This is a genomic window from Rhizobium sp. NLR22b, from assembly GCF_019685295.1.
GTDB lineage: Bacteria > Pseudomonadota > Alphaproteobacteria > Rhizobiales > Rhizobiaceae > Rhizobium.
Map to the genome: position 1 here is coordinate 46,681 of NZ_JABDWM010000023.1, position 24,318 is coordinate 70,998.

Here is a 24,318-nt window from a genome sequence, read left to right on the forward strand (position 1 = left end):
TCGTTTTAACTTCAGGCCGATTTGGGTACGGCAATACGTTTTGCTTTTGACAGGAACTTGACAGCGATACGCTGAACTTCAGTTTCCGGGCCGTTGGGCCTTTTCATCGCAACCCAGAGAACAAAGCTCGACCCGGCGTAGATGATGCCGCCCGTGATGACGAGCAACGCGAGATAGAGCGCCAAGTGCAGCTTGTCTGTAGGCATGCTCAGAATGTGCGACAATCCCCAGACGCCGGCGGCCATCAAGGCGACGCTGGCAAGCGCGCGGAAATTGGCTGCGAGCTGCTGGAAGAACGGCAGATTGATCAAGCGCTTGACGAGAAGCATGTTGACCACGGTGGAAATCAGGCCGGTCAACACGCGGGCATAAACGACGCCCGGAAGCCCGGCCATCATGAGGCCGGCGATGATGATGGGAATGCGGACCACCAGCATCTGCGTGTCGCGGATGAACAGCATCTTCGTATGGCCCTTCGCCATGCCGAGCGGCTGGACGAGCGAGCCGAGTGTCTGCAGGGCAAACACCGATGCGAGCGCCTGGACGATGAAGATGGCGGGAATCCACTTCTCTCCCAAGGCAAGCCGCATCATTGGCTCGGCCACCACGGCCATGCCGATGCCCGCCGGAAGCGCCACGGCGGCCAGCAGCGCCTGGGCGCGCTGATAGGCTGCGACCAGCCGGACCGGATCGTTGCGGACCTTGGAGAAGCCTGGGTAGATCGTCTGGTTCAACGGCGCCGTGGCCTCGCGCGTCGGCAGCGTCGAAAGGGTGTTGCCGACCGTGTAGTGGCCGAGCTGCGTGGCGCCGAGCAGCTTTCCGATCAGCAGATATTCGATCCGCCAGTTCAGCGTGTTGACGATCTGTCCGGCCGTGAGCCACACCGAGAACGAAAACAATTCGCGTGCATGCCGAAAGGTGATGCGCGGCCAGAACGGCAGGACGGTATAGGAAACGATGATATTGGTCACCTGATAGGCGAGGGTGCCGATCACGAGAGCCCAGTAACTCTGATAGATGGCCGCAATCGCCACCGTCACGATGAAGCCGACCAGCTTTTGCGAGACGTTGAGGACGAATTCCTGCCAGAAGATCAGATCGCGCTGGAGCATGACACGGCGCGGATTGGCAAGACCGCTCAAGAGCAGGCTGAAACTCAAGGCGAGCATGACGCTCGTCAGCCGCGGCTCGTTGTAAAACTCGGCGATCGGATAGGATGCGGCGGCAAACAGCAGCGCCAATATCGCGCTTCTCGTCACGCTCAGGGTCCAGACCGCGCTGAAGTGCGTTTCGCTGGGCGACTCGTGGCGGATAAGCGCCTGATTGAGCGAGAGTTCGGTGACCGAACTCAGAATGACCTGGATCGTCGTTGCAATGGCGACGAGACCGAAATCAGCCGGCACCAGATACCAGGCGAGCACGAAGGTGCTGAGCGCCGAGAGCCCGTTGACGATGGCGCGGGACAAACTCAGCCACATGCTGCCCTGAATCAGCCGGTCGGTAACACTGCTCATGGGCGAACGGCTCCTGAGGTCGATGACGTTGACCATTTCAGCGGGCTGCGGGTCCATCCGGAGTGCTTCTTGCCCTTGCGGGAGCGGTGAATATTGGCGGAATTAGAAAGCATCATGCCTTATTGCCTCGTCACGGGGTCTGCGACATCAAAGGGCGCTGGCCGTTGGAAAAATCCTGCTTCAGCCGATCCAGCTCGACCAGCATTTTCTCGTGCGCTCTTCCGATAGCCTCGTCGGAGCTGAGCTGTCCGGGCTTCTCAGCCACCCGCTGCAGCGTCTTGACGGTCGAGCCGAACACATAGTTGCCGGTCAGCTGCCGGATGCGGCGGTGACGGAACGTGATGTTCTTCAACAGATATGTGTTCTTCCGCACCAAAGATGCGCCTGCCTCGACGAGGTTGGAAGGGCCGATGGGATCGAAGTCGATCTCCAGATCGAGCGCACTCGCCCAATCATACCACTTGGCGCGATTGCTTGGTGCGATCGGCCGGATCGCCCGCCACGGAACGCGCAGCGCATCCGATATGATGCAGCCATGCATCGCCTCGGAGACGACCTTATGCGATGCGCTGATTTCGGTCAGAACCTTTTCCACCGACCAGCGGGGATCGATGTAATGGATGCCGGCGAGCTCACAGACCTTGTCCCAGCTGCCGTACATGGCGCTTTCGTAGTGCGGCATAAAGGAGACGGGGTAGCGCTTCTCAACGCTCTTTGCATCCCAGCAACTGCGCGTGAGGATGCCCGAATCGCCGATGGCGTAGCTCGGATCGATGCCGAGGGCCTCGGCAGTCTTCTTTCCGCGCACGAAGTAGAAGGTCCAGGTGCCGTCGACCTTCGGCGCGTTGGTGTAGCCGCCATAGCCCGAGCCGAAGACGATCTTCTGTAGGTCCGGGTCGAAATTGTCGTAGAGGATCGAACCGATGCCGAGAAAGAGTCGGCTCTCATCGTCATTGAAGAAGCCGGGCAGCAGACGTTCCCAGAGCCAATGGTTCAGTTCGTCGCCGAAATTCTCGTGTTTCCCGCGATAGGCAAACATCTTCATCGTGCTTCTCCAGTCGGCAAGTGCGTCACGATCTGCGTGACCGTTTCGTCCTCGCGGGCCATGCGTCCGTAACGCGAAATGATCTTGATGTCGCTGCGGATTATCTTGGCCGGGTTGCCGGCCACGAGCGAGCGCGGCGGCACGCTCTTGGTCACCACCGAGCCGGAGCCGATGACACATTCGTCGCCGATCTCGACGCCGGGCAGGATGATGCTGCGGGCGCCGATGAAGCAGCGTTTGCCGATCCTCGTGTGAAGGTAAAGCCCGCGCGTGAGGTCGTGGGTCAGGATGGCGGCTTCAAAGGCGACGTAGGTTTCGGCGCCGATGTGCAGTCCCTTCGGATTGGTCTTGTCGAAGCGCACGCTGAGTGAAAAGCTGGCAGTCGGATCGATGTCCATACCCCAGAATTTCGTGTAATAGAGCCACTTGGCCTTAACGATCCCGTTCCGCAGCGGCCGAAATACGTTCAGTCCCCATTTCGGCTTCTTTCCTGTCTGCACCATCAAGTCCGACCCCGGCTGGAAAATTCGTCTAGAACGGAACTGTAGTAGTCCTCTAGCATCCCCGTTTGACGACATATGTCGAAGCGCTCGGCCACCAGAAGCGGTGCTCGCGCGCTGAAGGCTGTCCACAGGGCCTGATCGTTGAGCAGCCTTCCGACCGCTTCCGCCATGCCCGCGACATCCCGCTCCTCCACGAGATAACCAGTTTTCCCCTCTTCGATCGCTTCGCCCACGCCCCCCGAGCGGAATGCGACGACCGGAGTACCGACGGCTTCGGCTTCCAGATTGGCGAGGCCGAAGGCTTCCGCATGACCATTGTCGAGCGTCACGCTGCCATGAAGATAGAGTTCCGCACTGGCGAGCAGATCCCTTATCTCAGTCTGAGACAGATTTTCATGGATCGTGACGCTTGGCAAGGAACGGCGCGCCAAGGCCTCGATTTCCTCCTTCAATGGTCCCTGTCCGACCATGACGAATTCAACCGGGGTACCGGCGGCCGCCACGCGTGAAAGCGCGTCGATCATGAAGCGGTGGCCCTTATAGTCGACGAAACGGGCGATGGAAACCACCAATCCCTTTTTTCGGGGGCGCGGCTCCATTTTGAAGAGATCGAGATCAATGCCGATGTGATGGCGAAAGACGCGGTCGGCGCGGAAGCCGAGCGCCAGCAGCCGCTCTCGGATGAAATCGGAAACGGCTATGTTCCAGCTGTTCCAGCCTGCCATCTCGCTCCGGCCCTTGGCGAAGAAACGCACCTGATTGAAGCCGCCCGGCTTTTTCGGATCGCCGCGATAGGTGGCGTCGAAGCCGTGAAATGTCGTGACCAGTGGCTTGCCGGCGGCCCGCGCCAGGGGACCGATGACATAGCCGTTCTTGCCGAAATGGGCATGGACAAGATCGGCTTGGCTGATCGCGGGAAACAGGAAGGGCAGCCCGATCTGCGGGATTTTCAGAAGCAGCTCACCGGCCCGCGCGACCGGAGACCGGCGGATGTCATGAACCGGGACAGTGGATTTTTTCGTATGGGCGGAAGAGATTCGCGAACCGGCAAGAATTTCAGCTTCGAAGGAGCGAAACGCCACTGCCTGGTTGAGAACAAATGCCTGGCTGGCAGGCAGAAATTTTTCCACGTAAATAACGGCTTTTCTCATGAATCTGTTCGCGTCTCCACTGTCTTGGCGATCACATTGCCTCTATTGCCCGCTTGATGCCGTCAATCGAACTTCTCGGATCGTTGTTTTCGTCGTAAAGATTAACGCGCTTCGTGCATGTCGCGCCGGGTTTGGTGTCCTTCTCGTCAAGCCCGCCATATTTCTCCGACATGCCCCAAACGGTGGCGCCTTTCAAGTCACCACGCTCGGCTGCGATGGTGATCACGTCACCGAAAATCTCAGCATAGGAGACCGGCGTGGAGCTCGTGTCGCGGCTGAGGAAGTGGCAGGACGCATCGAGTTCGGTGATAAAGACCCCGACACCCATATCCTTCAGCGTTGCACAGAATCGGCCCATTCCCTCCGGATCAATCCGATCAAGACCGGGGCGGAAATGCGATTGCAGCCCGACGGCGCCGATCGGCGTCTTTCTGGCGACGAGATCCTCGACAATCTTCAGGATGCGTGCACGCTTCTGTTCGAACACGCCGGATTTTTTCTCCAGGTGCGTCTCGTTGAGAACCAGCACCGCGTCGGGATTGGCCTCGTGTGCCATGTCGAAGCTCATGCGGATATAGTCGTCGCCAAGAAGGCGTCGGAAAATACAGTCCCGCAGATCCGGCGCATCATATTCCAAAGGTTCGTTCACCACATCCCACGCATCGATCGACTGCTTATAGCGAGCGACAATCTGTTTTATATGACGGTTCATCGCCGCCCGAATGGTCTCAGCGTCGGTGATGGCGGACACCCAGTCGGGCGTGCGATACCAGACGAGCGTGTGTCCATAAACCCTCATGTTGTTTTTGCGTGCAAACGCAACGATTTGATCGGCGGGCCCGAAGGAAAAGACGCCTGGCCGCCTTTCCGTTGCATTCCACTTCAGCGCATTTCGCGGCGTTATCGAATTGACGTTGTCGATGTATATCTGAGACGCAATCGGATTGCCGACATCCTCCGGATCGATCGCCGAACCGAATCGAAACGATTTTCTGTCGGCAAGGGCGCGCAGCCCCGCGGACGGCGGCACCTGCGCCAAAGCCTGACCCTCGCGGGCATATAACAGGGCGAGCGGAATGGAGGCGAGGAAACGTCTTCTATTCACTCTTTCTCTCACTGTTGGCTGTGTTTAACGTCTGCGGCGGAATCAACGGGTCAAGCTTGCGGACTGCGATCCATCGACGTCGATCTTAATTAGGATATCGGTACAACTTTCGATGTCTTTTCAGCGATGTGGATAACAACGGTAATTTCCAGATTCTTCTGCATGATCCAAGATATCAAACCGCTGCGGGAGGAAGCTCGCTATGAAAGATTGGTTTAATTACCTGATGAGCTATTTTTGTATGGCATTTCAAAATGCCGCTTTTTTTATGGCGCCTGTTCGCAGCGGCGTATCCCTTCTTGATGATCGGCAGTTCGCGACGTTTGCTCTCGGGGTAGTCGGCATCATTCTCCTCCTGTTCGGCGCGCTCGTCAGAACCTCGTTGCGATTGCGTCGATCGGCACGCGTCATCCGCTCGCTCAACGACGAACTTGCGCAGGCTACTCAGGACCTCAATGTGGAGCGTCTCTGGCGTCTGGCCGGCGGTGAAGGGGCCGAACGGCCAGGTTCAGTCAGCTTGATGGAGCTTTACAGGATCCTGTCCAGATATCACGGTGATGCAAGTCGCATCGTCTGAAGTGCGCCGCACGCGGCTCTAATTGCGATTTTCTGCCGGCGGCTCTTGACGGGGAAGTTGCGGCTGCATGCGGTTGGCCGCAATTGTGGGCTCCGGCGCAGGAAGCCATGTTCTGCCGGAAAAGTAATTCCTCGCCCTTCTTTGGGGGCCCGACGTTGCATCCAGCGAGAGGGTAAAATTGTAGCGCTCCGGATTGAGCACTTCGTGGGTGAAGGCGATGTTGGCTCCGAAGCCGTCTTCCTTGACATCCTTCAGGTTTTTTATCGCATTCAGGGTCTCATGAAAATCGAGCCATTGCGGTTGACGCAGCATGGTTTCGAAAATGCGCAGGATAGCCGGATCGAGCTGGCCGTTCTGATCCGTTCCGGGATTGACGACCTTCACGCGCATACTGCTGATCGTGCCGGCGGCATCGCCACGAACAATGACGAAGATTGAATTCGCGAGCTGATCCTTTTCGCGCTTGGCGCTGTGCTCGTAAAAGCACTCGAACGTGCCGGCGTTGAAGCTGGCCGCCGCCCATTCGCTGGTCTGAACGCCAGCTTGGCGCAGCGCCGCGCACATTGCAGGCCCGGATATGCGCCATGTGCGCAGAAAGGCCGACGCGGTCTGTGCCATGGGCGCTTCGGTGGCATGCAGGGGAAGCTTGTAGACTGCCGGCGGCGCCGGTCGGGGAAGGGTTTTGGGCGGTGACGGCTTAACCTCAGGGGGGGAAAGGTCGAAGCCGAAATAATGCCCAACCGCCTTTAAATGTTTCATGTCGTTGGACAGAAGCACCGTTCCGATGACCAGCGAGAGGGAAATCGTCAGCAACAACCAGAAGATCACGGGAATCCGCGGTTTTCCTGCCGGCTGTTTCGCATATGCGGGCGACGAATTATCGGGCAAGCTTGTCTTCTCCGGCACGCGAGAAGGGTTTCGTTGGTCTGTCTGGAGTATACATGATCCGGTTAAATATCTTTGGCTTCGTGTCTGCAACCGAGCGCGCTCTTTCATCCGCGCCCTCATGAAAAGCGCGACAGGTTCGCCGAAAGCGCTTCAACAGCATTCCAGCCGAGAATTCCACCACAGCGTTCGGCAATTCCGCGAGAGGTAGCCGCTGATCTTGCCGCTTCTGTGATCGCATAAACGGGCATTCTCGGAACTGGATTGAAATAAATTCGAGTTTTTTGAAAAGATTGTTGAATTGACATGTTTATTTCAACTAACGGTCGGTAGTATTTGGATATTTCATATCTTTATCAGGTAAATTAGCTTAATTTCCGCAATTTTTTCGCGCAAAGCATTTAAAATTATCCAACGAACTCCAGGTTTTTCAGAACATATATTTATATGCTGACGAATTTAGGTGAATTCGATCAAATTTTCGACGTATTAATCGATAGGGTTTGCGCGCAACAGCAGAAAGGAGAGACCATGTCCATCGAGCTAGACGCAACCACCTATATTCACGCCAAACCGACAACCGCACACTCCTACATATTGCCCAAAATCTTCGATGTACTGGGGGATCATTTCGACGGGTCTGCGGAAAATGACGTCTTCGATCTCGGATGCGGCACCGGCGGGGCCGCCGCGGCTCTTGCGAAAGCAGGATATGATGTCGTCGGCGTCGATCCCTCCAGCGACGGGATCGGAAAGGCCAATATCCGTCATCCCGGGCTGGCGCTGAGCGTTGGCTCGGCCTATGACGACCTGTCCCGGGATTATGGCAGTTTCAGTGCCGTTATCAGCCTGGAGGTCGTCGAGCATGTCTACGATCCGAAGAGCTTCACCTCGACGATGTTTGATCTCGTCAAGCCGGGCGGCATCGCGGTGATATCGACGCCCTATCACGGCTATCTGAAGAATCTTGCACTGGCTGCGACGGGAAAAATGGACGATCACTTCATGCCGTTGAAGGATCATGGGCATATCAAGTTCTGGTCGAAAAACACGTTGCGCACACTGTTGCTGGAGACCGGCTTCGATAACGTCCGTTTCGAATATGTTGGAAGAATTCCTGCCTTCGCCAAATCAATGATCGCCGTCGCCGACAAGCCGCTTTAGCCAGTCGGCGCGACATCGTGTCGTTCGCCGCAGTAGTTCAGGGTTGGTTTCTACTGCATGCTGTGCTGAAAAAAAACGTTACGAAATATTTACTTTTAGTTGCATTCTTGCTTAAACTCTCCATTATACAGCGCGCGTACTGATGAAGCGGGAGACTTAAGCAGATGAAGGCCAAATCGCCGAATTCCATCGATGTCTATGTTGGCAACCGCGTGAGAGTTCGGCGAAAGACGCTCGGGATGACCCAGCATGGTTTGGCCGAACTTCTTGGCATCACCTTCCAACAGATTCAGAAATACGAAAAAGGAACGAACCGCATCGGCGCCAGCCGCCTTCAGCGCATTTCCGAGATCCTTCGGGTGCCGGTCGGCTTCTTCTTCGAGAACGGTGGTTCCGGGCCGATCGAAGGCGAGACAAGCGAATTGAATAAGTTTTTATCCTCGAAGGAAGGGCTCGCGCTCAATAAAGCGTTCATCGCCATCGAGGATCCCAACATCAGGCAGAAGCTGGTCGCCTTGGCCAAAACTCTGGCGATGACGGGATTGCCTGACGTCGACAGCGACCTGCAGGATCCTTTTATACACAACTGAGGACGGGCCGTGCTTCATCTGCAGACATTCGGCGATCTGCGGCTGACTGAATCGGATGGCGAGCCGGTTCGCTATCCGATCAAAGGTCTGTTGATGATGGCCCATATCTATGCGGGTGGGAGCCATGAACTCAGCCGTTATGAACTGGCCCAGTTTCTATGGAGCGACGTCGAGCCCGAGTTGGCGCGGCTCAATTTGCGCAAAATGCTGTCCCGCATCCGCGAGATGGACGGCGGACGCACCGAAATAGCTTTCGATTTCAGTGCCACGATGGTGTGCCTCAACAAGCAGGCGGTTTCCAGCGATCTGGATGTCTTTCGGGCCAGCGGCCCGCCGCTGGATCGACTACAGGCGATCGCCGAATCGACCCAGCGCGGGTTCATCGGAAATATCAAGCCGGCGACAAAGCAGATAGAGGCTTGGATCAGGGCGCAGCGTGACGCCCATGCGCTGCAGTTGCGGCAAGCATTGCTGGAGGCGGTGCCCGATGTGCAAAAGCCGGGTGCGGCGCGCATCATTTCCAGCGCCGCCCTGCAAATCCTCGAGCGGGATCCAAATGACGAGCAGGTCAGGGCATTGCTGCATCGGCTATCCGGCGGCTCATCGTTCGGCGAGAGATTGCCGGATGGCGGCGGTCATGCAAGGGTGGAGGTGAAGCGTCCCGAGTCCGGCAGCCAGTCGACCGATATCGAACGCATATCGCCGATCCCGCGGATCCTTCCCCGTCTGGTGTTGCTTCCCCCGACGGCGAAGCACGCCGATGCCGGACTTGCCCTTGCCAACGCCCTGATCGAAGACGTCACAATCGAACTCTGTGCGCTTCGGCATATTTCCATTGTCGCTCCGCACACGGCCGGACAGATCCGCCGCGACTCCGAAAAAGCCGCGGTGGTCGCCAGGCACTCGATCGCCTATCTTCTCGATACCCGACTTTCCGAAGAGGGATTGTTCGCCCAGTTGATCTATTTCCCCACGGATGAGATCGTCTGGGCCAATCGCTTTAAGATGACCCCCGATATATTGCCGCGTCAAAGGCGGGTTATCGCCCAGCAATTGACCGAGTCGGTGGCGCGTGAGCTGGCTGAAAACGAGGAGGAACGGCTACGTTTCGAAGCCAATCCTGAGGCTTATCACGCCTATCTCGTCGGCTCGAGCCTGATGAGCAAGCTGACGCTGCCGCATATCCGGCGGGCAAGGAAGGCATTCAGGCTGTCGCTGTCGCATAGGTCGGATTTCTCCCCGTCATTTACGGGGCTGGCAAGAACGTTCACCAGCGAGTGGCTCGTGACGGCGCAGGGAAACGATGAACTGCTGCACCTGGCGGAGCAGCATGCGCTTCGCGCAATCGAGCGAGATCCGGAATCGGCGGCGGGCCATCGTGAGCTCGGGGTCACCAGACTTTATCTGGGTGATGTGGATGCCAGCGTCGCAGCCCTTAATCTGGCGGAAGAGCTCAGTCCGCATTTTGCCGATGTCATCTACAGTCATGCCGACACGCTCGTGCATGCATCCCGCCCCGGCGACGCGCTCGCCAAGATCAGAAAGGCAATTTCGCTCAATCCGATCGCACCTGACGCCTATCTCTGGTGTGCCGCGGGAGCAAGTTTCTTCCTGGAACAGTATGAGGAGGCCATCGCCTATGTCGAGGCGATGAAAGACAAAGCACCGGCCCATCGTATCGCCGCGGCCAGTTGCGCAATGATCGGCGATCGAAAACGGGCACTCTTCCATCGGCAGCGCGCCGAAAGCATCAACCCGGTGTTCGACGTCGAGAAGTGGCTCGCCATCGTTCCCTTCAAGGAGCACTGGCAAAAAGAGCTATATCGGGAGGGCCTGTTGAAGGCTGGTTTTTAACAATAGCTGAGGGGCATACCATGGCGAAAGCTGTCATTATAGGAATACCGGGCGAGGAAGGTCTTTGGCTAGCCGATCTCGACGCAGGCACCGTCAAGCCGCTCAATCCGACGGGGGAATTGGCGACTGCGAGCAGCCTGCGCAAAGCCGGCGGCATATTCGTGAAGGGCGTCGATTTAGCCGTCGCCGTTTCGTCGGCGCAGGTCGCGCTTTCCGGTCACGTCGACGGCTGAGCCGGCATTCTGACGGACCGGTCCATGTATTCCGACAGGATCCTGTCGCCGCGGGAAACCCTTTCCCGCGTCGAGCCTTTTTTGGCTCGGTTCGGCATAACGAGGGTTGCGCGACATACCGGGCTTGATGACGTCGGAATTCCCGTCTGGTGCGCCTATACTCCGAATTCGCGATCAATCGTGATTGCTCAAGGAAAGGGCCTGACCGATCTCGATGCCAAGGTGTCCACTGTCATGGAGGCCATTGAACGGGCAGTTGCCGGCGAACCTTTCGTCGATCTTGTCCGCAGCACCTCGTTCGGTCTGCAGGCGATGGGGCACAAGATCGATACGCTGAACTGCCTGATCGCCATGCATAAACCCGATCTCGGGCCGGACGAGGAGACGGAATGGGTGGCCGGCATCAACATCCTCACCGGCGAAACGATTTATATCCCTTTTGAAGCAGTGCTGCTCGACCGCACGCGTGATGCGCGATACTGGATGTCATCTGACGGCCTGGCATCGGGAAACAATATCGAGGAGGCCGTTTTCCACGGGGTGCTCGAACGGATCGAGCGGGATGCGCATGTGCTGTGGCAGGTTGGCGCGGAAAGGGATCGTTATGCCGGCTGCGTCGACCCCCGCGGCTTCCGGGACGATGCACTGACCGGGTTGATCGACAAGATCGAAAAACCAGGATTGGCGCTCAGGCTCTTCGATATCACAAGCGACATCGCCATTCCCTGCTTCACCGCCATTCTGGGTCCCGGCGATTCCGCTCCAGGCCAGCGGGATTGCCGCGGCGGCAGCGACATTCGCCTTGTCGAGGTGACCGGTGGTACGGGAGCCCATCCGTCTCCCGTGCGCGCGGCCATCCGGGCGGTAACGGAAGCCGCGCAATCCAGACTTACTTATATCAGCGGAGCCAGGGACGATATTTCTCCCGCCACGTTCTCGAGATCCTTGCCGCCGCTGATGCGGCGAGCCTTCGACGCAGTTCCGGTCTCGCCGGCTGCCGGTCCTTTCCGCCACCGAACGCCGGAACAACGGGATCTGGCGCATTTGCTGCAGCATGTGTTGGAGACATTGCGAAACAAGGGGATCAGTTCGGTCATTGCCGTACGCCTGAGCGACAACACGCTTCCCTTTGGCGTCGTCAAGGTCGTTATCCCCGAACTCGAAAATCCGGAGGGGCCGCGTGCTCGCCAGTTTGGAACAAGGGCGCTCGCTAGAGCGATAGGTTTTTGAAGGTCATTTTCGCGGGTCCCAGTCTTCCCGACGCAGCCTCACTTGCCGGCGAGGGGATACGCGTCCTGCCGCCCGCCACGCAGGGCGATGTTCTGGCTGTGGTGGAACAGGGTGCCAATGTCATCGGCCTGATCGATGGCGGTTTCGAATACGCCGCGCCGGTCTGGCACAAGGAAATTCTCCGTGCTCTTTCGCTTGGCGTGACGGTCTTTGGGGCGGCAAGCATGGGCGCGCTGCGCGCTGCGGAATGTCATTCATTCGGGATGATCGGGATCGGCCGCATTTTCGAAGACTACCGGACGGGTCGGCTGGTCGATGATGCCGCCGTCGCGCTCGTGCATGCGCCGAGCGCACTGGGCGGCAAGCCGCTGACGATACCGCTCGTAAATGTCAGCGCCACGCTCGATGCCATGGAAAGGAATGAGTTGCTCCCAGATCCGCGGCGCCAAGTCATCGAGGACGCCGCGAGCGCAATATTCTTCAAGAGACGGACGTGGCGGGCAATCGTCGAGCAATGCGCTGGCGTAGCTGAGCCGGATCGCCCGCAGCTTCTGACTGCCCTCGTGTCGCATTCCGTTGATCAAAAGCGCGTCGATGCACTGGAATTGCTAAAGGTGGTGCAGTCGACCGCCGATATTCGCGTGCATGCCGATTTGTCCTGGAAACTGCGCGAAACCTCGTTCTCCACACGGCCTGTATTGTGAAGTGAAGCCGACGACCGTCACCGAGAGTTGTGTCACGCTTTTTTCACGGGCCCGACCACGTCAGCCCGCGTATCATCCCTTCCATTCGTTGGAGAAATGGGCATGGGCGTGACATCGACTGTTAAAATAGATGGAGATTTAGGGGCGAAAGACGGTCTGGACGAACTGGTCGCACTGGCACGGATGATCGCCTATGCACGCCAGGTTGCTCAGGATGTCAAACTGCAATTCGCGGCGAATTGCCTCGACCTTGCTCTTGAGGCGGTGAAGCAGGAAGTCGGGGAGGGGCTGACCAGAGAGTTGGCCGAATTGAGCTCTCCGGTTCCCCTCGTGAGCATAAAAAGTCATTAGAGCCCCGTGCGTCCTATCGGACGCACAAAGGACGCTTTAACACCCTGATCCAGGCATCGCGCTTTCCGAAAATCGATTGCGGTTCCCGGCGATGTGCCGGTCGGTGCCTTGCTGCTTCAGAACTTTGGATAACCGTGAAAAATAGCGTGGGCTCCGAGGTCATGGGCGCCCGTGTACCGGTGATGGTCGCGAACAGCAGGGTCTCGATCGTTTCAAGAGACGGGTGCTGCCGGCTGAAATGCCAGCTGCTCTGCAGGCCCAGTGTATCGGCAATCCATCTGAATTATTAGCTTCGGAGAGGCCCGGCGCCTCGTGGGCTGTCGGATGATTGCCGCTTGGTCAGAATTTGTTCGATGCCCGGCAGAAAGATAGGCTCAAATGAATGGTAAGCGGTTTCGTTGACGTTGTCTCCGGGCAAGGAGACGGCGGCGATGCTCGTTTCAGGGGCGTCTGGCGCCGGCCGGCCTGGCCGATCCCTGATTTCAATGGGTCAAATTGCGCTTCTGTGCCAGCAGTAAAATGTAATCGTCGGCAATGTCGGCGATAGCCATTGCGACTTCCGCCGGATCGCACCCCTCGACCTTCGTGTTTGCAATGAACTGATAAACCGCCTTCTCAATCTGTTTCCGGCAGATCATCACGCGTTCATCATAACCAAATTCCGGAATCTGCGATGCCATATCACTCATCAGATCGGCTCCTCACTACTTGCAGTGACCATGACACAAATTACAAGTTGAGCAAGTAAATGCTTTATGAACGGTTAATTCGATGACGAGGTGCGACCATTTCGACACAGGTTTGGTCGTGAGCGGACATTCGGGGCTTGTTGCCTGCGGCGAGGCGTTGGGTGCTCCGGAGCCATCGTTCCATGCGGGGGCGCTTGAACAAGGGTGGACGTCTCTTAGGCTGCGGCTTGTCGTACCGAGGGTCTCGGCTCATCACGCGAATTGTCATGACCAGTCGAAAGCTGCTTCATGCCATCTGGTCGGTGGCGTGATGAACGGCGATAATTCCTTGATTCACCGCTGTTTCAAAGCGTCATTCGCCTCAAGATCATCATTCTTTGATATCGAATTGCGCCGCCACGTCTTCGGTGCCGGTCGATCCGAAGACTGCCGGGTCGCCGGTCGTTGTGCCCCTTCAAAAGTATTATTTGGTTGCTGCGCAGCCGACACGGCGATGGGCAAAATAACCGGAGCGGTTTTATGTTTTCTAACAAGAATTCATATCGGTTATCTACCGGTCAGAAATTAATAAGCCCCAAGGAGAGCATAATACAAATCAAATTATATCAAACCATGAAAACATTCATTTCAGACAAAAGTTGCATTTATATTTCTACCGAAAGATGAATGAGATTTTGCTAATGATATGTATAAGATGTGGTGACCAAATATAACCCACAGCAGGATGATCTCTGATCGACAATAATATCACCTGCGTAACTGCCCCGTCATTGCACCGGAGCTTCGGTCCTTGCTTGTGTTGTCGCTGATTTCGTCTTGTCCGACCCCGGAACCATCGCCGTTGGCTCAAACGGAGTCGGCCGGCGATCAGTCCGGCATCTCCAGCCGAAGGCGATCGGCTCGCACCTACCAGGGGTATGCCCGTCGCCAATCGCCTTTGCCCTGACGAAAACCTGGCCCGGCGGAATGCTTCAAGCTAACCCTGAAAGACTCTGGTCAGCAAAGCTGAGGACCCGCCGGGGTGGTGACGGGTCCTCGGGCAAGATTGCCTGCGCAGTACGAAGCTATGATTGCCATTAAATTCGATATTGTCACGGATTATTATTGTGGATTATGCTTTTCCCACAATTTATCGCCTTTTCAGTGTGCCTAATATTTGTGGTTTTCTCAATTGTACTTAAAAGGAGGGGTCTTGCCGATAGAGTGGAAGCGCCGGCGTTCCGAAGCATTTCGTTTTCTCTCGATTGGCGGAGATGCTCCATCTTCGAGGCGTCGCAACGGACTTTCCGCCGCACCGGCCGATCTTCGATAGGTGCCGGAACAAGGCCTTCGTCCTGAAGCGTCACCATCCGCCGACCAGCGGGATAGGGGGTCCAATTCCTCTGAGCGGCCGCACTTTGGCCAAAGCCCTGCGCGTCATCGATCTCGACGGGTGTGGGTTCCTTGTCGGGCTAAAGTTCGTTGTTGGGCATGAATGTCGGCATCGGCGAGTTTGAGCTCGGCATCCTGCGAACGCGCATGATTGGCGCGGCCCGCGCCAAAGCGCAGCGGGACCGGCAATCTATCGAATACCAACAGCTGCTGGCTAGAAATACCTTTGTCGAGTAACCACTATTCCATCTATTGACACTCAAGCCTGCATCTTGGTGTATCTTAATTGCGATCGTGGAGACTTCGGAGTTGAGAGCTTGAAGAAATCGGCAAGAAGTGATGTAACTGTTGCTGTTGTAATCCCGGCCTATAACGCGGAACGAACTCTGGCTGAAACAATCAGCAGCGTTCGTAATCAAACACATCAAGCGCTCGATATCGTCGTGGTGGACGACGGTTCTAAGGACCATACCCTGGCTATTGCGCAAGCAATCGCTGACATAGATCCGCGCGTGCGAGTATTAGAGCAAAGAAATTCCGGCGTCGCGGCTGCTCGAAATGCGGGTTGGCGCTCTACGTCTGCCGACCTAGTGGCATTCCTTGATGCGGATGACCTTTGGTCACCTGATAAAATTGAGCGACAATTGGCGGCATTGGAGAGAGGCGGTCCTAAAGTCGGGCTGGTCTACACTTGGTATGCGATGATTGACCACAAGAATTACATCATTTACCGCAGCAATGAAGTTTCCATCGAGGGAGATGTGCTCGACGAGGTACTTGCGGATAACTTCATTGGAAATGCAAGCTCGCCACTCGTACGGCGGAATATTCTTGACGCGACGGGAGGATTTGACGCCTCACTCCAACAGCGTGACGCGCAGGGATGTGAAGATCTCCTCTTCTACTGCTTGGCCGCTGAATTCTCATCTTTTGTGGTGGTGCCGGATCATCTTGTCGGCTATCGCCAGACCCCCGACAACATGTCATCCAACCTGACGCGAATGCTAAGGTCCTGGATTCTGGTCGCGGAGGAAATGCTCAAGAGACACCCGGAAAAGGATTTTGTAATCCGTGTCGGCCTACGCCGCTGTGGCCGGTGGCTCGTCCAGAAGGCGGTTGAACAGGGCCGATACCGCGCGCTCATCGAACTTGTGGCAACAATGTCGCGACATGACAAGCCAATTGCCGCCAAGATGCTTGCGGTCGACACGGGATCAAAGGCAATGAGGAGCCTCAAAAGAAAGGCCCGATCATGGCTGAAACGGGAATCTTGTTTCTCTCCAAACGCCAATCATCGCTTTGCTCTAGGAACAAAGTACGATGCGGGTTGGACGGTGGAACCCTCCGTTCTTGTCTCAGCCAAATAGCAGATTTGCGAACTCTGACTGGGTGATCCCGCGAAAAACCTCCTGTCTTTTCAATGCGAGCTTATCTGCATCCGCCCGCACCGTGCCACCGACGCAGCTTAGCCCGATCCGGTAGCCACACTGTTCGGCTATGTCCCGGATAGCGGGGTCGAAGTCGCCGTACGGATATGCGACCGCCAGCACTTCGCGACCTAGGCATTTCTCAAGCATAGCTTTGGAGCCAGCAAGCTCTCGCAACAGGCTCTCCGGTGCCAGGGCAGATAAACGCACGTGCCGGGCACCGTGGGCGCCCAGCGTCACGTCGCTGTTCGCGACCGCCGCAAGTTCCTCCCAAGTTAGCAGTGGAGCAGGCGGTCCATAGGCCGAATCCCATATTGCAGAGCCGCCGACCCTCTCGGTTGGGACAAAGAGAGAGGATGGGAAGCCGTATCGATGCAGCAGCGGAAGGGCATGCGTCATAAAATCGCGTGTAGCGTCGTCGAAAGTCAGAACTAATGTCTTTTCGGGCGGTTTGGCACCTTCGTCGAAACAGGCAAGCAGCCGATCCAATGTTATTCCGCGCCATCCGGCGTCGCGCAGGAAGGCCAGTTGAGATTCAAAAGCCGCCGGAGACTGGCGGTATCGAGAAAGCTGTTCCGGGCCGTCGTCGGAAACCTGATGATACATCAAGATCGGGACATCGTTCCAGTCGGCGGCCGCTTCCACAACCTGCCCGCCTCTCCAGCGCACTTGGCTGGCGACCTGAAGAGGCAAAGGCTGCGCCGTGTTTACTTCCACGCGTGTCGGCTCAAGGAAGCCCCCGTGCTCTACCTTCTCGAACCTTTGGATTCTATAAAGCGGACTCTTGGCTTCAACCGAGAGAGTTAAGTCCGGATGCTGGTCAAACATCTCACCTATGCCAATCGCGCCGAATTCATGCGGCCACCCAAATCCTGTCTCATTCGGCCTATCAACCAGGAGGTTGGCGTGGGCGGTAACGAACCAACCACCAGTGCGAAGACCGCCCGCAATCTTATCGACTATCTGCCGGAGCTTTTCTCTGTTCTCGAAATAGTACAGAACTTCACTGCAGACGATGAGATCGTAAGGCCCTTCCAGGTCGTCGCGCAAAAGATCCAACTGGCGATAGGCTACCGTGGAATCATGGTCCTGAAGCGAGGCCGCTCGAGCGACCGCCGACGCCGAAATGTCGGTTGCCAGCAGGTTGTCGACGCGGGCGGCCAACATCCGTGTAAAGGTTCCTTCCGCGCAGGCCAGCTCAAGGCCGTTTGAAAAGCGCCGATCGTCCAACAACGACAGTGTTTGGAAATATTTCACAGTCTCATAGTTGTTTCGGTAGTCCCAAGGATCGACCTGGGAAAAAAGCTCCTCCCAGTACGCTTCCGTATCGTACCTTGGCACCTCATCGCCCACCGGTCCGGTTTTTTTCGACGGCGTCTCCTTTAACATCCGGGTCGAGGCTGCAACCGCCCGCTGACGTTCCTCTTCGACGATTCGATCGAATTCAACGCGCCCAGCATGCGCGATGCCCGATATCGACTCGACGCGTGTCGGTGTCGGCTCCTCTCTGCTCCACCGACGCGCGACTCTCTTAGCTTTGGCCCAATATGATATTTTCGCCATGAGCTTCAGCACCCGTCGAGCTACTCCGCGGTGGCTTGGCGCTGCCCTGTTGGCGGAGGAGGCGCGCCGGTCATCCTGATCGAACTCCGGGCCGAACACCATCCTGAGTCGATTTCGTATCGTATCGGCTTCGATTGCTCCAAAGACAACAAACTCCACTTGCCCTAGCGGGGTCGGACCTCGCCAGATGCAACAGCGCAACCGCTCAATGCCGGGCAAGATGAGGTCGACGATAGGGCGATCCAAGTCAATTGGCTGTATCCTTGTTGTTCCGATCGTGGTGAGCACGTTGGTGGGTAGTTGGTCAGCGACCTTTCGCTCCATTGAACGAACCAACAGGGAACCAAAAGCTTCTTGGGGACCATGCCGATTAAACCAAGCCTCCAGTTCGGGAAGCTTGTCCTGGATCTTCGCCCAAAGTCCGGGCCAAATCGGCTCGTCCGCGAAGGCGCCGACCACAATGCCGTCTATCATTACCGCAATGAGCGCGTAGACATCGGCGTCAGGTGGAATAGGCTCTGCCACTCGGTCGAGCAGTTCGCCAGGATTGTCGCCTTGGCCTATTGAGGCGCCGACGAGCCAGATTGCGAGATACCAGCACGCTGTTCCCAACGCGGCCTGCGTTATTCCCTGGGCGAGCGCCGGCACCGGATCGGTGACGCGGGGATCGGAATGGTGGCCGCGCCGGATCACCTTAAGACCAAAATCGAGATGTTTGACCCTGTTTGACGACAGCGAGCCGGCCGTTACGCTAACATCAGCCATCAGGCCTTCGACAGGCGCAAACTCGGCGCCAGTCCGGGCGAGGCGCTGCCACAGGTCCCAGTCCTCGCACATTTTCATCTCTGGATCGAAGCCGCCGATTTCTGCAAGCCGGGACCGGCGAAGCAAGGCGGCGTGAATCGCGAAGGGGCAATAGCGCGCTGTTTCGGCAAACGGATTGTCCATTTTCACCGCGGGGTGAGGCTGCCACCAGGGAGCCCCATGTCTCAGGCGGCGCCAACCACAATGCAGAATGTCGGCCTGCGGCAAAGTTCGTGTGTGATGCAGCATGATCTCGAGATGGGACGGTGCCAACGCGTCGTCTGAGTCGAGAAAGACGACCCACTCGCCTTTCGCCTCTGCCAGCCCCGCATTGCGAGCAGCTGACACGCCGCTCTGCTCCTGCCGCAGCACGCGGAAGCGCGTATCCCGAGCTGCGAAACGGTCCGCGATCTCGGCGGTCTGATCGGTTGAGCCATCATCAATGATGATGCATTCCCAGTCAGAATGACTTTGCGCTATCAGGCTCTCCAACGTCGAGGAAAGTGTTGTTTCCGCTCCATGCGCCGGTGTAATGATGGAAACTATGGGCATAATTGTTGCTTCCTGCGATAAAGATCACGCTGGAGTTACCGTGTCAGTTCGCGAGTATGATGATCTTTACTACTTTGAGGCAAGGTGTATTTAACCGATGGCAAAAGTGAGCCGAAATGCCTGAGCATCTCAAGGATCATGCGCTGGATCGCGCGAAGCGAGGGGACCAATACTGGCGTCGTGATCGGTGGAAGGCGTTGATTCACATCTGTCTGCAATGGAACGATCTGCTGTTAGCACTTCTGGCACGCGATCTGAAGATGAGATATCAACGGTCTGCAATTGGCCTCGGCTGGTCCTTGATGCGGCCATTGAGCCAGCTGCTGATTTTTTCCCTGATCTTTCGTCACGTCCTTCCCCTAAATATTCCCCATTACACCACCTTCGTCTTTTCCGGTGTGTTGGCCTGGGGTTGGTTCAGCACTGCTGTACCCGCAGCGGCGACTTCCATAACCGGCAGCAGCGAATTGGTGCGCCGGCCAGGCTTTCCGATCGGGATACTCCCTGTTGTCGCAGTCATCACACAGGCAGTGCACCTTCTGCTCGCTCTGCCACTCCTCTTCATCATCTCGTTTATCGAGACCGGGGGCCTTACTTTAAGCATCGCGGCACTTCCACTCGTTTTCATTGCGCAGGCGCTGTTCACGATGGGTCTGTCCTATCTTGTTGCGATCGCGCATGTCCATTTCCGCGATACTCAACATTTGGTAGGTGTATTTTTGATGCTGGGTTTCTACCTGACGCCCGTGTTCTACAGCCCGCTTAAGGCGAGTGAGCCGATGGCGCTAATTCACACCTTGAACCCGATGGCCTGGATTCTCGAGGGCTACCGCGCCATTTTCGTCGAACACGCGTGGCCTCCCGTTGCGATCTATTGGAAGACTGCGCTGATTTCTTTGCCGATGCTCTTCGCCGGCATTTGGCTGGTCGAGCGTGGCAGCGCGCGCCTGGTGGACGAACTATGAGACAAGGCGCCATCACCGTCCACGACGTCGGCAAACGCTATCGTGCGCAAGGGGGGGGGCGCTCCACCACCTTGAAGGGTTACCTTCTGTCCAGGCGGTCCATGGTGCAGTCGAAAAGCTTTTGGGGCCTGCGCCATATCAGCTTTGCGGTTACGCCAGGGCAAGCTGTGGGCGTTGTCGGGCTGAACGGGGCCGGGAAGTCCACTTTGCTGCGTCTGATCGGCGGCGTTGGTCGTCCCGACGAAGGGCGGATCAAGGTGGTGGGTCGAATTGGCGCCTTGCTCGATATTGGGGCGGGGCTGACCGACGACTTGACGGGGCGCGAGAACATCTACTTGCTGGGCGTTATCGCGGGAATGCGGCGAACCGAGGTTGCCGAGCGGTTTGACGAGATTGTGGCCTTCGCCGAGTTGGAGGCGGCGGTTGAGAACCCGGTTCGCAGTTACAGCACCGGAATGCGCATGCGCCTAGCATTCGCCGTGGCAGTCCATGTGCGCCCGGACGTCTTGCTTATCGATGAGGCCCTCGCCGTGGGCGACCAAGCCTTCCAGCAGAAGTGCATTGCAAGGGTGAAGGAGATACTGAATGGCGGCGCCACTATTTTCTTCGTGTCACACGACGTCTCGCAGATAAGAGAAATCTGCGATCACGTGCTGTTCCTGAGAGCCGGCCGCGTCGTGGGCTACGGGCCAATCGACGAAATGCTGCCGCTTTATACCTCGGCTGTCGAGGCGAAGGTCGCCAGCGTCCAGCACGAACAGTTCGCCGTTACAAAATTGCCCGTCGAATTGGTGCCGCAGGTCAGCCGGTTCGGCAATGGTGAACTCCAGATCACAGCCGTGGCGTTGCTGAATGAGCAAAGCACGCCGACAAGCACCATCGCTGCGGGCGACCGGCTGTCAATTTCATTGACCTATGTTGGTGCCACCAGAGATCGCAATGCCATTATCGTCATCGGCGTCTACGCTGCGGACGATACGTGCTGCTTCGAGATCGACAGCAAGTTGGCCGAATTCGCTCCTGTCGTAGACTCGGACACGGTGCGCATCGAAACAACACTCAATCGAATCGACCTGGCTCCGGGCGACTATCGCGTTACGGTAGGCCTTTTTTCGGCAGATTGGCAGCAGGTTTACGATTATCATGCCGAAGTCTATCCGCTCGCCGTGACCGGACCCGGCCCAAGAAAGGGTATGCTGAATCCTCCGACACTGTGGCAGCAGGTGCAGTCGCGCCCCGCCGCCTCGCCGGACCACGGCTCATTGGGTCAGCCCAGATTGGATCCGAACTCCTGATGCGCCTTGCGGTTCGAGACATCGACATTCTTGACCTTCCGCCGGATTTTGAACCGACGGGTGACTATCAGGGTGCACTTGTGCTGATCCGGGTCGCCGGTCGTCCGTGCGGCCAAGCCGTGATCGCCTTCGACACCGAAGGCGGCAAGACGCCAATTAAGGAACGAATTCTGTCTGCGGCCGGTTCGTCGGTGTTCGAGGCCTGGTTGAGGCATCGGCTGGCCCTCCCTGACCCGTCACCGAGGCCTAGTCAGCTGCCGAAGGCTTCCGTCGTGATCTGCACGCGCGATCGTACCGAAGATCTGGAGCGCTGCCTCATCGGGCTATTGGCTATGCCCGATAAGGCCGATATCCTCGTCGTCGACAATGCCCCATCGAACGACGCCACGCGAGATTTAGTCAGCCGCTTCAACACTGTGAGATATCTGCGCGAACCGCGCCCTGGTCTCGACGTCGCGCGCAATACTGCCCTTCGCAACGCACGAGCAGACGTCGTTGCGTTCATCGACGACGATGCGGTCCCCGACCCGCTATGGCTTAGAACCTTGCTTCGCAATTTCGAGGACCCCCTGGTGCTGGCCGTAACCGGCCTCACCATGGCGGCAGAGCTGGAAACGGACTCGCAGATCGCCTTTCAACATTTTGGCGGTTTTTGCCGTGGCTTCAGGCGCCAGGTCTATGACGCCCACAACCTTGACCCGTTCACCGGATGGCATGCGGGTGCCGGCGTCAATATGGCATTGCGCCGAACCATCGTTGACGCGGTAGGATGGTTCGACGAGGCCCTCGACGCCGGAACGCTCAGCCTGGCGGGTGGCGACACGGACATGTTCCGGCGTGTGCTCGAAGCCGGTTATCGGATCATCTACGATCCCGAGGCTCTGAACTGGCACCGCCATCGTCGCTCAAGCAAGGAACTGCAGCAGCAGATGTATGGCTACGAGGCTGCATCGTTCGCCATCTTGACGAAGGCCCTCGTGTTCGAGGGAAACCCGCGTGCGCTCCCTCGCATGGTTCGTTCCTACATCAGGCTTCTTCGGCGAGTTTTTCAACGTCGACAGACACACCAATTCAGCCTGCCTTACAACGACGCCTTAACCCAGTTCAGAGGGGCTGCGAGCGGCCCGGTCCGTTATCTGCGCGCGCGGGCGCGAGCAGCGAAGGCAGGGCATAAGGATGGTTGACATCAGCGTTATCATACCAACGCATAACCGTGCCGCCATGCTGAGGTCGCTTCTGGGCAAGCTCGACGCTCAGCGAGATGGGACCCCCGCATTCGAAATCCTGGTTGTGGCGGACGGCTGTGAGGACGACACGTCGACAATGCTCGCGTCGCTTCGTACCCGCGTTCCCCTTCGTACCCTGTCGTTGCCGGGCGTCGGTCCGGCACTCGCCCGTAATGCGGGGTCGCAGGTCGCGAGCGGCCGTTTATTGATCTTCCTTGACGACGACATTGAGCCCGGGGAAAACTTTGTTGGGGCGCATGTCGGTGAACATCAGCGCCACCCCGGGGGCGTAGTGATAGGCCCCTATCCGCCACTTCCGCACATTGCGACGGACCGCTTCCGCCTCAGCGCCCGCGAATGGTGGACGAGGCACTTCGAGCGCGTGTCCCTCCCTGGACATCGGTTCGCTTTTACCGATGTGCTGACAGGAAACCTGTCGCTGGATGCGGAACTATTTCACGCTATGGGCGGGCTCGATCCTCAATTCGCCCGTGCACGAGAAGACTTCGAATTTGGTCTCCGTCTGATCAAAAAGGGAGTTCCAATTCGTTTTGCTCCTGACGCACTCGGCTATCATCTCGAACATCAGACGATGACACTCACCGGAAAGATGGTGCGCAGGCATCAGGAGGGACGCTCCGATGCCTTGATGGCTCGCAAGCACCCCGACATACAGCGGCTGCTCGAGATCCATCGTTTTGCCGGAAGAAAGGGGTGGAAGAAACGTTTGCGAAGGATCATCGCCACCCGAGCCGGTTTTGTCCTTGACCCCCTCGTCAAGGCTGGTCCACGCGTCCTCCAAATGTTGGAAAAGGCTGGCCTTCGCAGGCTCTATGAGAAGGTAGAGCGGCAGCTCAATGGATATCATTATCTTCGCGGCGCCGCCGAAGTGTTGGGTGAGGATTGGCGGCTTCCGCCGGATCCGACTGCTTCGGCCAACGAAATCGAGGTGCTCGAGATCAATCTCGACCAAGGCCTTGAGGCAGCCGAAGCCATGCTGGCGGAACGTCGACCCCTCGCTGCTCGTATCGTGAATGGGACGGTACTCGTCGGCGACATGTGTCACCAGATCGGTGCCGAACCGTGGGACGCACGGCACCTCCGTCCGTGGCTGAACCGTCAGGCAATACGCGGATATCTTCCTGTGGCGCTTGCCGAATGGCAGGCTCTGCCGAACAACGTCCCTACGCGTTTGTCGGACTTCACATTGAACTTCCTCAATAACGCCAGTTTCCGCGCGCATGCATTCGAACAGCACCTCCAGTGGATGCAGGCGAAATTGCGTTCAGCACTCGATGAAAATACGAGTAAATCGTAGCGGCCGGACTGCTGCAGCCGAGGCTAGAGTATCCGTTTTGATCAAGCGGCTTTTGGTGTCCATTTTTGGTTTTTCCGCAGGAGTGCGTTTGCCAGCAGGATGATCTTTCGCATGATGGCTGTGATGGCGACCTTCGGCGGCTTGCCGGCTTTGATGAGGAGGTCGTATTTGGCGCTGAGTTCCGGGTTGAAGCGGCATGCAA

At 57.4% G+C, this 24,318-nt stretch carries 23 protein-coding genes; 14 read left to right on the forward strand and 9 right to left on the reverse strand.

Annotation, left to right across the window (positions count from 1 at the left end; all coding sequences use genetic code 11):
* Positions 1-11: 11 nt before the first annotated feature.
* The 5 genes from HJC00_RS28300 to HJC00_RS28320 all read right to left on the reverse strand — a co-directional run bounded on the left by HJC00_RS28300 (position 12) and on the right by HJC00_RS28320 (position 5,318).
* A complete protein-coding gene (locus tag HJC00_RS28300; protein ID WP_221146907.1) occupies positions 12-1,514 on the reverse strand; it encodes a lipopolysaccharide biosynthesis protein in 1,503 nt (500 codons plus the stop codon).
* A gap of 130 nt (positions 1,515-1,644) precedes the next feature.
* Positions 1,645-2,559, reverse strand: a complete 915-nt coding sequence (gene pssM, locus HJC00_RS28305; protein ID WP_210630253.1) for an exopolysaccharide glucosyl ketal-pyruvate-transferase — start codon at positions 2,557-2,559, stop codon at positions 1,645-1,647.
* On the reverse strand, positions 2,556-3,062 hold the full coding sequence (locus tag HJC00_RS28310) for a DapH/DapD/GlmU-related protein (RefSeq protein ID WP_064804382.1): 507 nt from the start codon (positions 3,060-3,062) through the stop codon (positions 2,556-2,558). The genes pssM and HJC00_RS28310 overlap by 4 nt, the downstream gene beginning before the upstream one ends.
* Positions 3,062-4,213, reverse strand: a complete 1,152-nt coding sequence (locus tag HJC00_RS28315) for a glycosyltransferase (RefSeq protein ID WP_210630255.1) — start codon at positions 4,211-4,213, stop codon at positions 3,062-3,064. The genes HJC00_RS28310 and HJC00_RS28315 overlap by 1 nt, the downstream gene beginning before the upstream one ends.
* Before the next feature lie 31 nt (positions 4,214-4,244).
* Positions 4,245-5,318 (reverse strand): endo-1,4-beta-xylanase, encoded by a 1,074-nt coding sequence (locus HJC00_RS28320; protein ID WP_221164990.1) that lies wholly within the window; start codon positions 5,316-5,318, stop codon positions 4,245-4,247.
* A 202-nt stretch (positions 5,319-5,520) separates the two neighbouring features.
* Here HJC00_RS28320 and HJC00_RS28325 point away from each other — a divergent pair, with 202 nt between their 5' ends.
* Positions 5,521-5,895, forward strand: a complete 375-nt coding sequence (locus tag HJC00_RS28325) for a hypothetical protein (RefSeq protein WP_210630258.1) — start codon at positions 5,521-5,523, stop codon at positions 5,893-5,895.
* An 18-nt stretch (positions 5,896-5,913) separates the two neighbouring features.
* Here HJC00_RS28325 and HJC00_RS28330 read toward each other — a convergent pair whose 3' ends face one another.
* Together HJC00_RS28330 and HJC00_RS28335 are read right to left on the reverse strand one after the other, a co-directional pair.
* Complete coding sequence (locus HJC00_RS28330; protein WP_247241711.1) at positions 5,914-6,783, reverse strand: DUF6030 family protein; 870 nt, start codon at positions 6,781-6,783, stop codon at positions 5,914-5,916.
* A gap of 116 nt (positions 6,784-6,899) precedes the next feature.
* A complete protein-coding gene (locus HJC00_RS28335) occupies positions 6,900-7,088 on the reverse strand; it encodes a hypothetical protein (protein ID WP_210630262.1) in 189 nt (62 codons plus the stop codon).
* Between the two features lie 223 nt (positions 7,089-7,311).
* Between HJC00_RS28335 and HJC00_RS28340 the strand changes: the two genes are divergently transcribed.
* From HJC00_RS28340 to HJC00_RS28370, 7 genes are all read left to right on the forward strand, one after another.
* Positions 7,312-7,944 (forward strand): bifunctional 2-polyprenyl-6-hydroxyphenol methylase/3-demethylubiquinol 3-O-methyltransferase UbiG, encoded by a 633-nt coding sequence (locus HJC00_RS28340; RefSeq protein ID WP_184453866.1) that lies wholly within the window; start codon positions 7,312-7,314, stop codon positions 7,942-7,944.
* Between the two features lie 164 nt (positions 7,945-8,108).
* Positions 8,109-8,534 carry a helix-turn-helix domain-containing protein gene (locus HJC00_RS28345; RefSeq protein ID WP_210630264.1) on the forward strand — a complete coding sequence of 142 codons (426 nt, stop codon included), beginning with the start codon at positions 8,109-8,111 and terminating at the stop codon, positions 8,532-8,534.
* 9 nt (positions 8,535-8,543) lie between these two features.
* The gene (locus tag HJC00_RS28350) at positions 8,544-10,388 is read left to right on the forward strand and encodes a peptide antibiotic resistance protein (RefSeq protein ID WP_221156456.1); all 1,845 of its coding nucleotides are present in this window, start codon (positions 8,544-8,546) and stop codon (positions 10,386-10,388) included.
* Between the two features lie 20 nt (positions 10,389-10,408).
* Positions 10,409-10,621 (forward strand): hypothetical protein, encoded by a 213-nt coding sequence (locus HJC00_RS28355; RefSeq protein WP_085779099.1) that lies wholly within the window; start codon positions 10,409-10,411, stop codon positions 10,619-10,621.
* 42 nt (positions 10,622-10,663) lie between these two features.
* On the forward strand, positions 10,664-11,851 hold the full coding sequence (locus HJC00_RS28360; protein ID WP_221164992.1) for a YcaO-like family protein: 1,188 nt from the start codon (positions 10,664-10,666) through the stop codon (positions 11,849-11,851).
* Positions 11,848-12,555 (forward strand): TfuA-like protein, encoded by a 708-nt coding sequence (locus HJC00_RS28365; protein ID WP_210630268.1) that lies wholly within the window; start codon positions 11,848-11,850, stop codon positions 12,553-12,555. The genes HJC00_RS28360 and HJC00_RS28365 overlap by 4 nt, the downstream gene beginning before the upstream one ends.
* Before the next feature lie 102 nt (positions 12,556-12,657).
* Positions 12,658-12,906 (forward strand): hypothetical protein, encoded by a 249-nt coding sequence (locus HJC00_RS28370; protein ID WP_210630270.1) that lies wholly within the window; start codon positions 12,658-12,660, stop codon positions 12,904-12,906.
* A 482-nt stretch (positions 12,907-13,388) separates the two neighbouring features.
* On the opposite strand, the gene HJC00_RS28375 is transcribed toward HJC00_RS28370, so the two are convergent.
* Positions 13,389-13,595, reverse strand: coding sequence for a hypothetical protein (locus HJC00_RS28375; RefSeq protein WP_004676311.1), 207 nt, complete (start codon positions 13,593-13,595; stop codon positions 13,389-13,391).
* A 1,464-nt stretch (positions 13,596-15,059) separates the two neighbouring features.
* Here HJC00_RS28375 and HJC00_RS28380 point away from each other — a divergent pair.
* Both HJC00_RS28380 and HJC00_RS28385 read left to right on the forward strand, forming a co-directional pair.
* Positions 15,060-15,203 carry a hypothetical protein gene (locus tag HJC00_RS28380; RefSeq protein WP_210630272.1) on the forward strand — a complete coding sequence of 48 codons (144 nt, stop codon included), beginning with the start codon at positions 15,060-15,062 and terminating at the stop codon, positions 15,201-15,203.
* A gap of 80 nt (positions 15,204-15,283) precedes the next feature.
* Positions 15,284-16,333, forward strand: coding sequence for a glycosyltransferase family 2 protein (locus tag HJC00_RS28385; protein ID WP_221146913.1), 1,050 nt, complete (start codon positions 15,284-15,286; stop codon positions 16,331-16,333).
* Here HJC00_RS28385 and HJC00_RS28390 read toward each other — a convergent pair.
* The gene (locus HJC00_RS28390; RefSeq protein WP_221164991.1) at positions 16,322-19,312 is read right to left on the reverse strand and encodes a trifunctional glycosyltransferase/class I SAM-dependent methyltransferase/polysaccharide deacetylase; all 2,991 of its coding nucleotides are present in this window, start codon (positions 19,310-19,312) and stop codon (positions 16,322-16,324) included. The two genes, HJC00_RS28385 and HJC00_RS28390, sit on opposite strands and share 12 nt — an antisense overlap.
* Before the next feature lie 116 nt (positions 19,313-19,428).
* Here HJC00_RS28390 and HJC00_RS28395 point away from each other — a divergent pair, with 116 nt between their 5' ends.
* The 4 genes from HJC00_RS28395 to HJC00_RS28410 all read left to right on the forward strand — a co-directional run bounded on the left by HJC00_RS28395 (position 19,429) and on the right by HJC00_RS28410 (position 24,116).
* Positions 19,429-20,277 (forward strand): ABC transporter permease, encoded by an 849-nt coding sequence (locus HJC00_RS28395; protein ID WP_210630277.1) that lies wholly within the window; start codon positions 19,429-19,431, stop codon positions 20,275-20,277.
* A gap of 101 nt (positions 20,278-20,378) precedes the next feature.
* Entirely contained in the window at positions 20,379-21,572 is a 1,194-nt protein-coding gene (locus HJC00_RS28400; protein WP_259665253.1) for an ABC transporter ATP-binding protein, read from the forward strand.
* Entirely contained in the window at positions 21,572-22,756 is a 1,185-nt protein-coding gene (locus HJC00_RS28405; RefSeq protein ID WP_210630280.1) for a glycosyltransferase family 2 protein, read from the forward strand. The genes HJC00_RS28400 and HJC00_RS28405 overlap by 1 nt, the downstream gene beginning before the upstream one ends.
* Positions 22,749-24,116 carry a glycosyltransferase family 2 protein gene (locus tag HJC00_RS28410; protein ID WP_221156449.1) on the forward strand — a complete coding sequence of 456 codons (1,368 nt, stop codon included), beginning with the start codon at positions 22,749-22,751 and terminating at the stop codon, positions 24,114-24,116. Before HJC00_RS28405 ends, HJC00_RS28410 begins: the two co-directional genes overlap by 8 nt.
* Positions 24,117-24,318: the final 202 nt, after the last annotated feature.

Coding starts and splice junctions, on each gene's coding strand:
- HJC00_RS28300 (WP_221146907.1), bottom strand. CDS start 1,514: ATGAGCAGTGTTACCGACCGGCTGATTCAGGGCAGCATGTGGCTGAGT.
- pssM (WP_210630253.1), bottom strand. CDS start 2,559: ATGAAGATGTTTGCCTATCGCGGGAAACACGAGAATTTCGGCGACGAA.
- HJC00_RS28310 (WP_064804382.1), bottom strand. CDS start 3,062: ATGGTGCAGACAGGAAAGAAGCCGAAATGGGGACTGAACGTATTTCGG.
- HJC00_RS28315 (WP_210630255.1), bottom strand. CDS start 4,213: ATGAGAAAAGCCGTTATTTACGTGGAAAAATTTCTGCCTGCCAGCCAG.
- HJC00_RS28325 (WP_210630258.1), top strand. CDS start 5,521: ATGAAAGATTGGTTTAATTACCTGATGAGCTATTTTTGTATGGCATTT.
- HJC00_RS28335 (WP_210630262.1), bottom strand. CDS start 7,088: ATGTCAATTCAACAATCTTTTCAAAAAACTCGAATTTATTTCAATCCA.
- HJC00_RS28340 (WP_184453866.1), top strand. CDS start 7,312: ATGTCCATCGAGCTAGACGCAACCACCTATATTCACGCCAAACCGACA.
- HJC00_RS28345 (WP_210630264.1), top strand. CDS start 8,109: ATGAAGGCCAAATCGCCGAATTCCATCGATGTCTATGTTGGCAACCGC.
- HJC00_RS28355 (WP_085779099.1), top strand. CDS start 10,409: ATGGCGAAAGCTGTCATTATAGGAATACCGGGCGAGGAAGGTCTTTGG.
- HJC00_RS28370 (WP_210630270.1), top strand. CDS start 12,658: ATGGGCGTGACATCGACTGTTAAAATAGATGGAGATTTAGGGGCGAAA.
- HJC00_RS28375 (WP_004676311.1), bottom strand. CDS start 13,595: ATGAGTGATATGGCATCGCAGATTCCGGAATTTGGTTATGATGAACGC.
- HJC00_RS28390 (WP_221164991.1), bottom strand. CDS start 19,312: ATGCCCATAGTTTCCATCATTACACCGGCGCATGGAGCGGAAACAACA.
- HJC00_RS28395 (WP_210630277.1), top strand. CDS start 19,429: ATGCCTGAGCATCTCAAGGATCATGCGCTGGATCGCGCGAAGCGAGGG.
- HJC00_RS28400 (WP_259665253.1), top strand. CDS start 20,379: ATGGTGCAGTCGAAAAGCTTTTGGGGCCTGCGCCATATCAGCTTTGCG.
- HJC00_RS28405 (WP_210630280.1), top strand. CDS start 21,572: ATGCGCCTTGCGGTTCGAGACATCGACATTCTTGACCTTCCGCCGGAT.
- HJC00_RS28410 (WP_221156449.1), top strand. CDS start 22,749: ATGGTTGACATCAGCGTTATCATACCAACGCATAACCGTGCCGCCATG.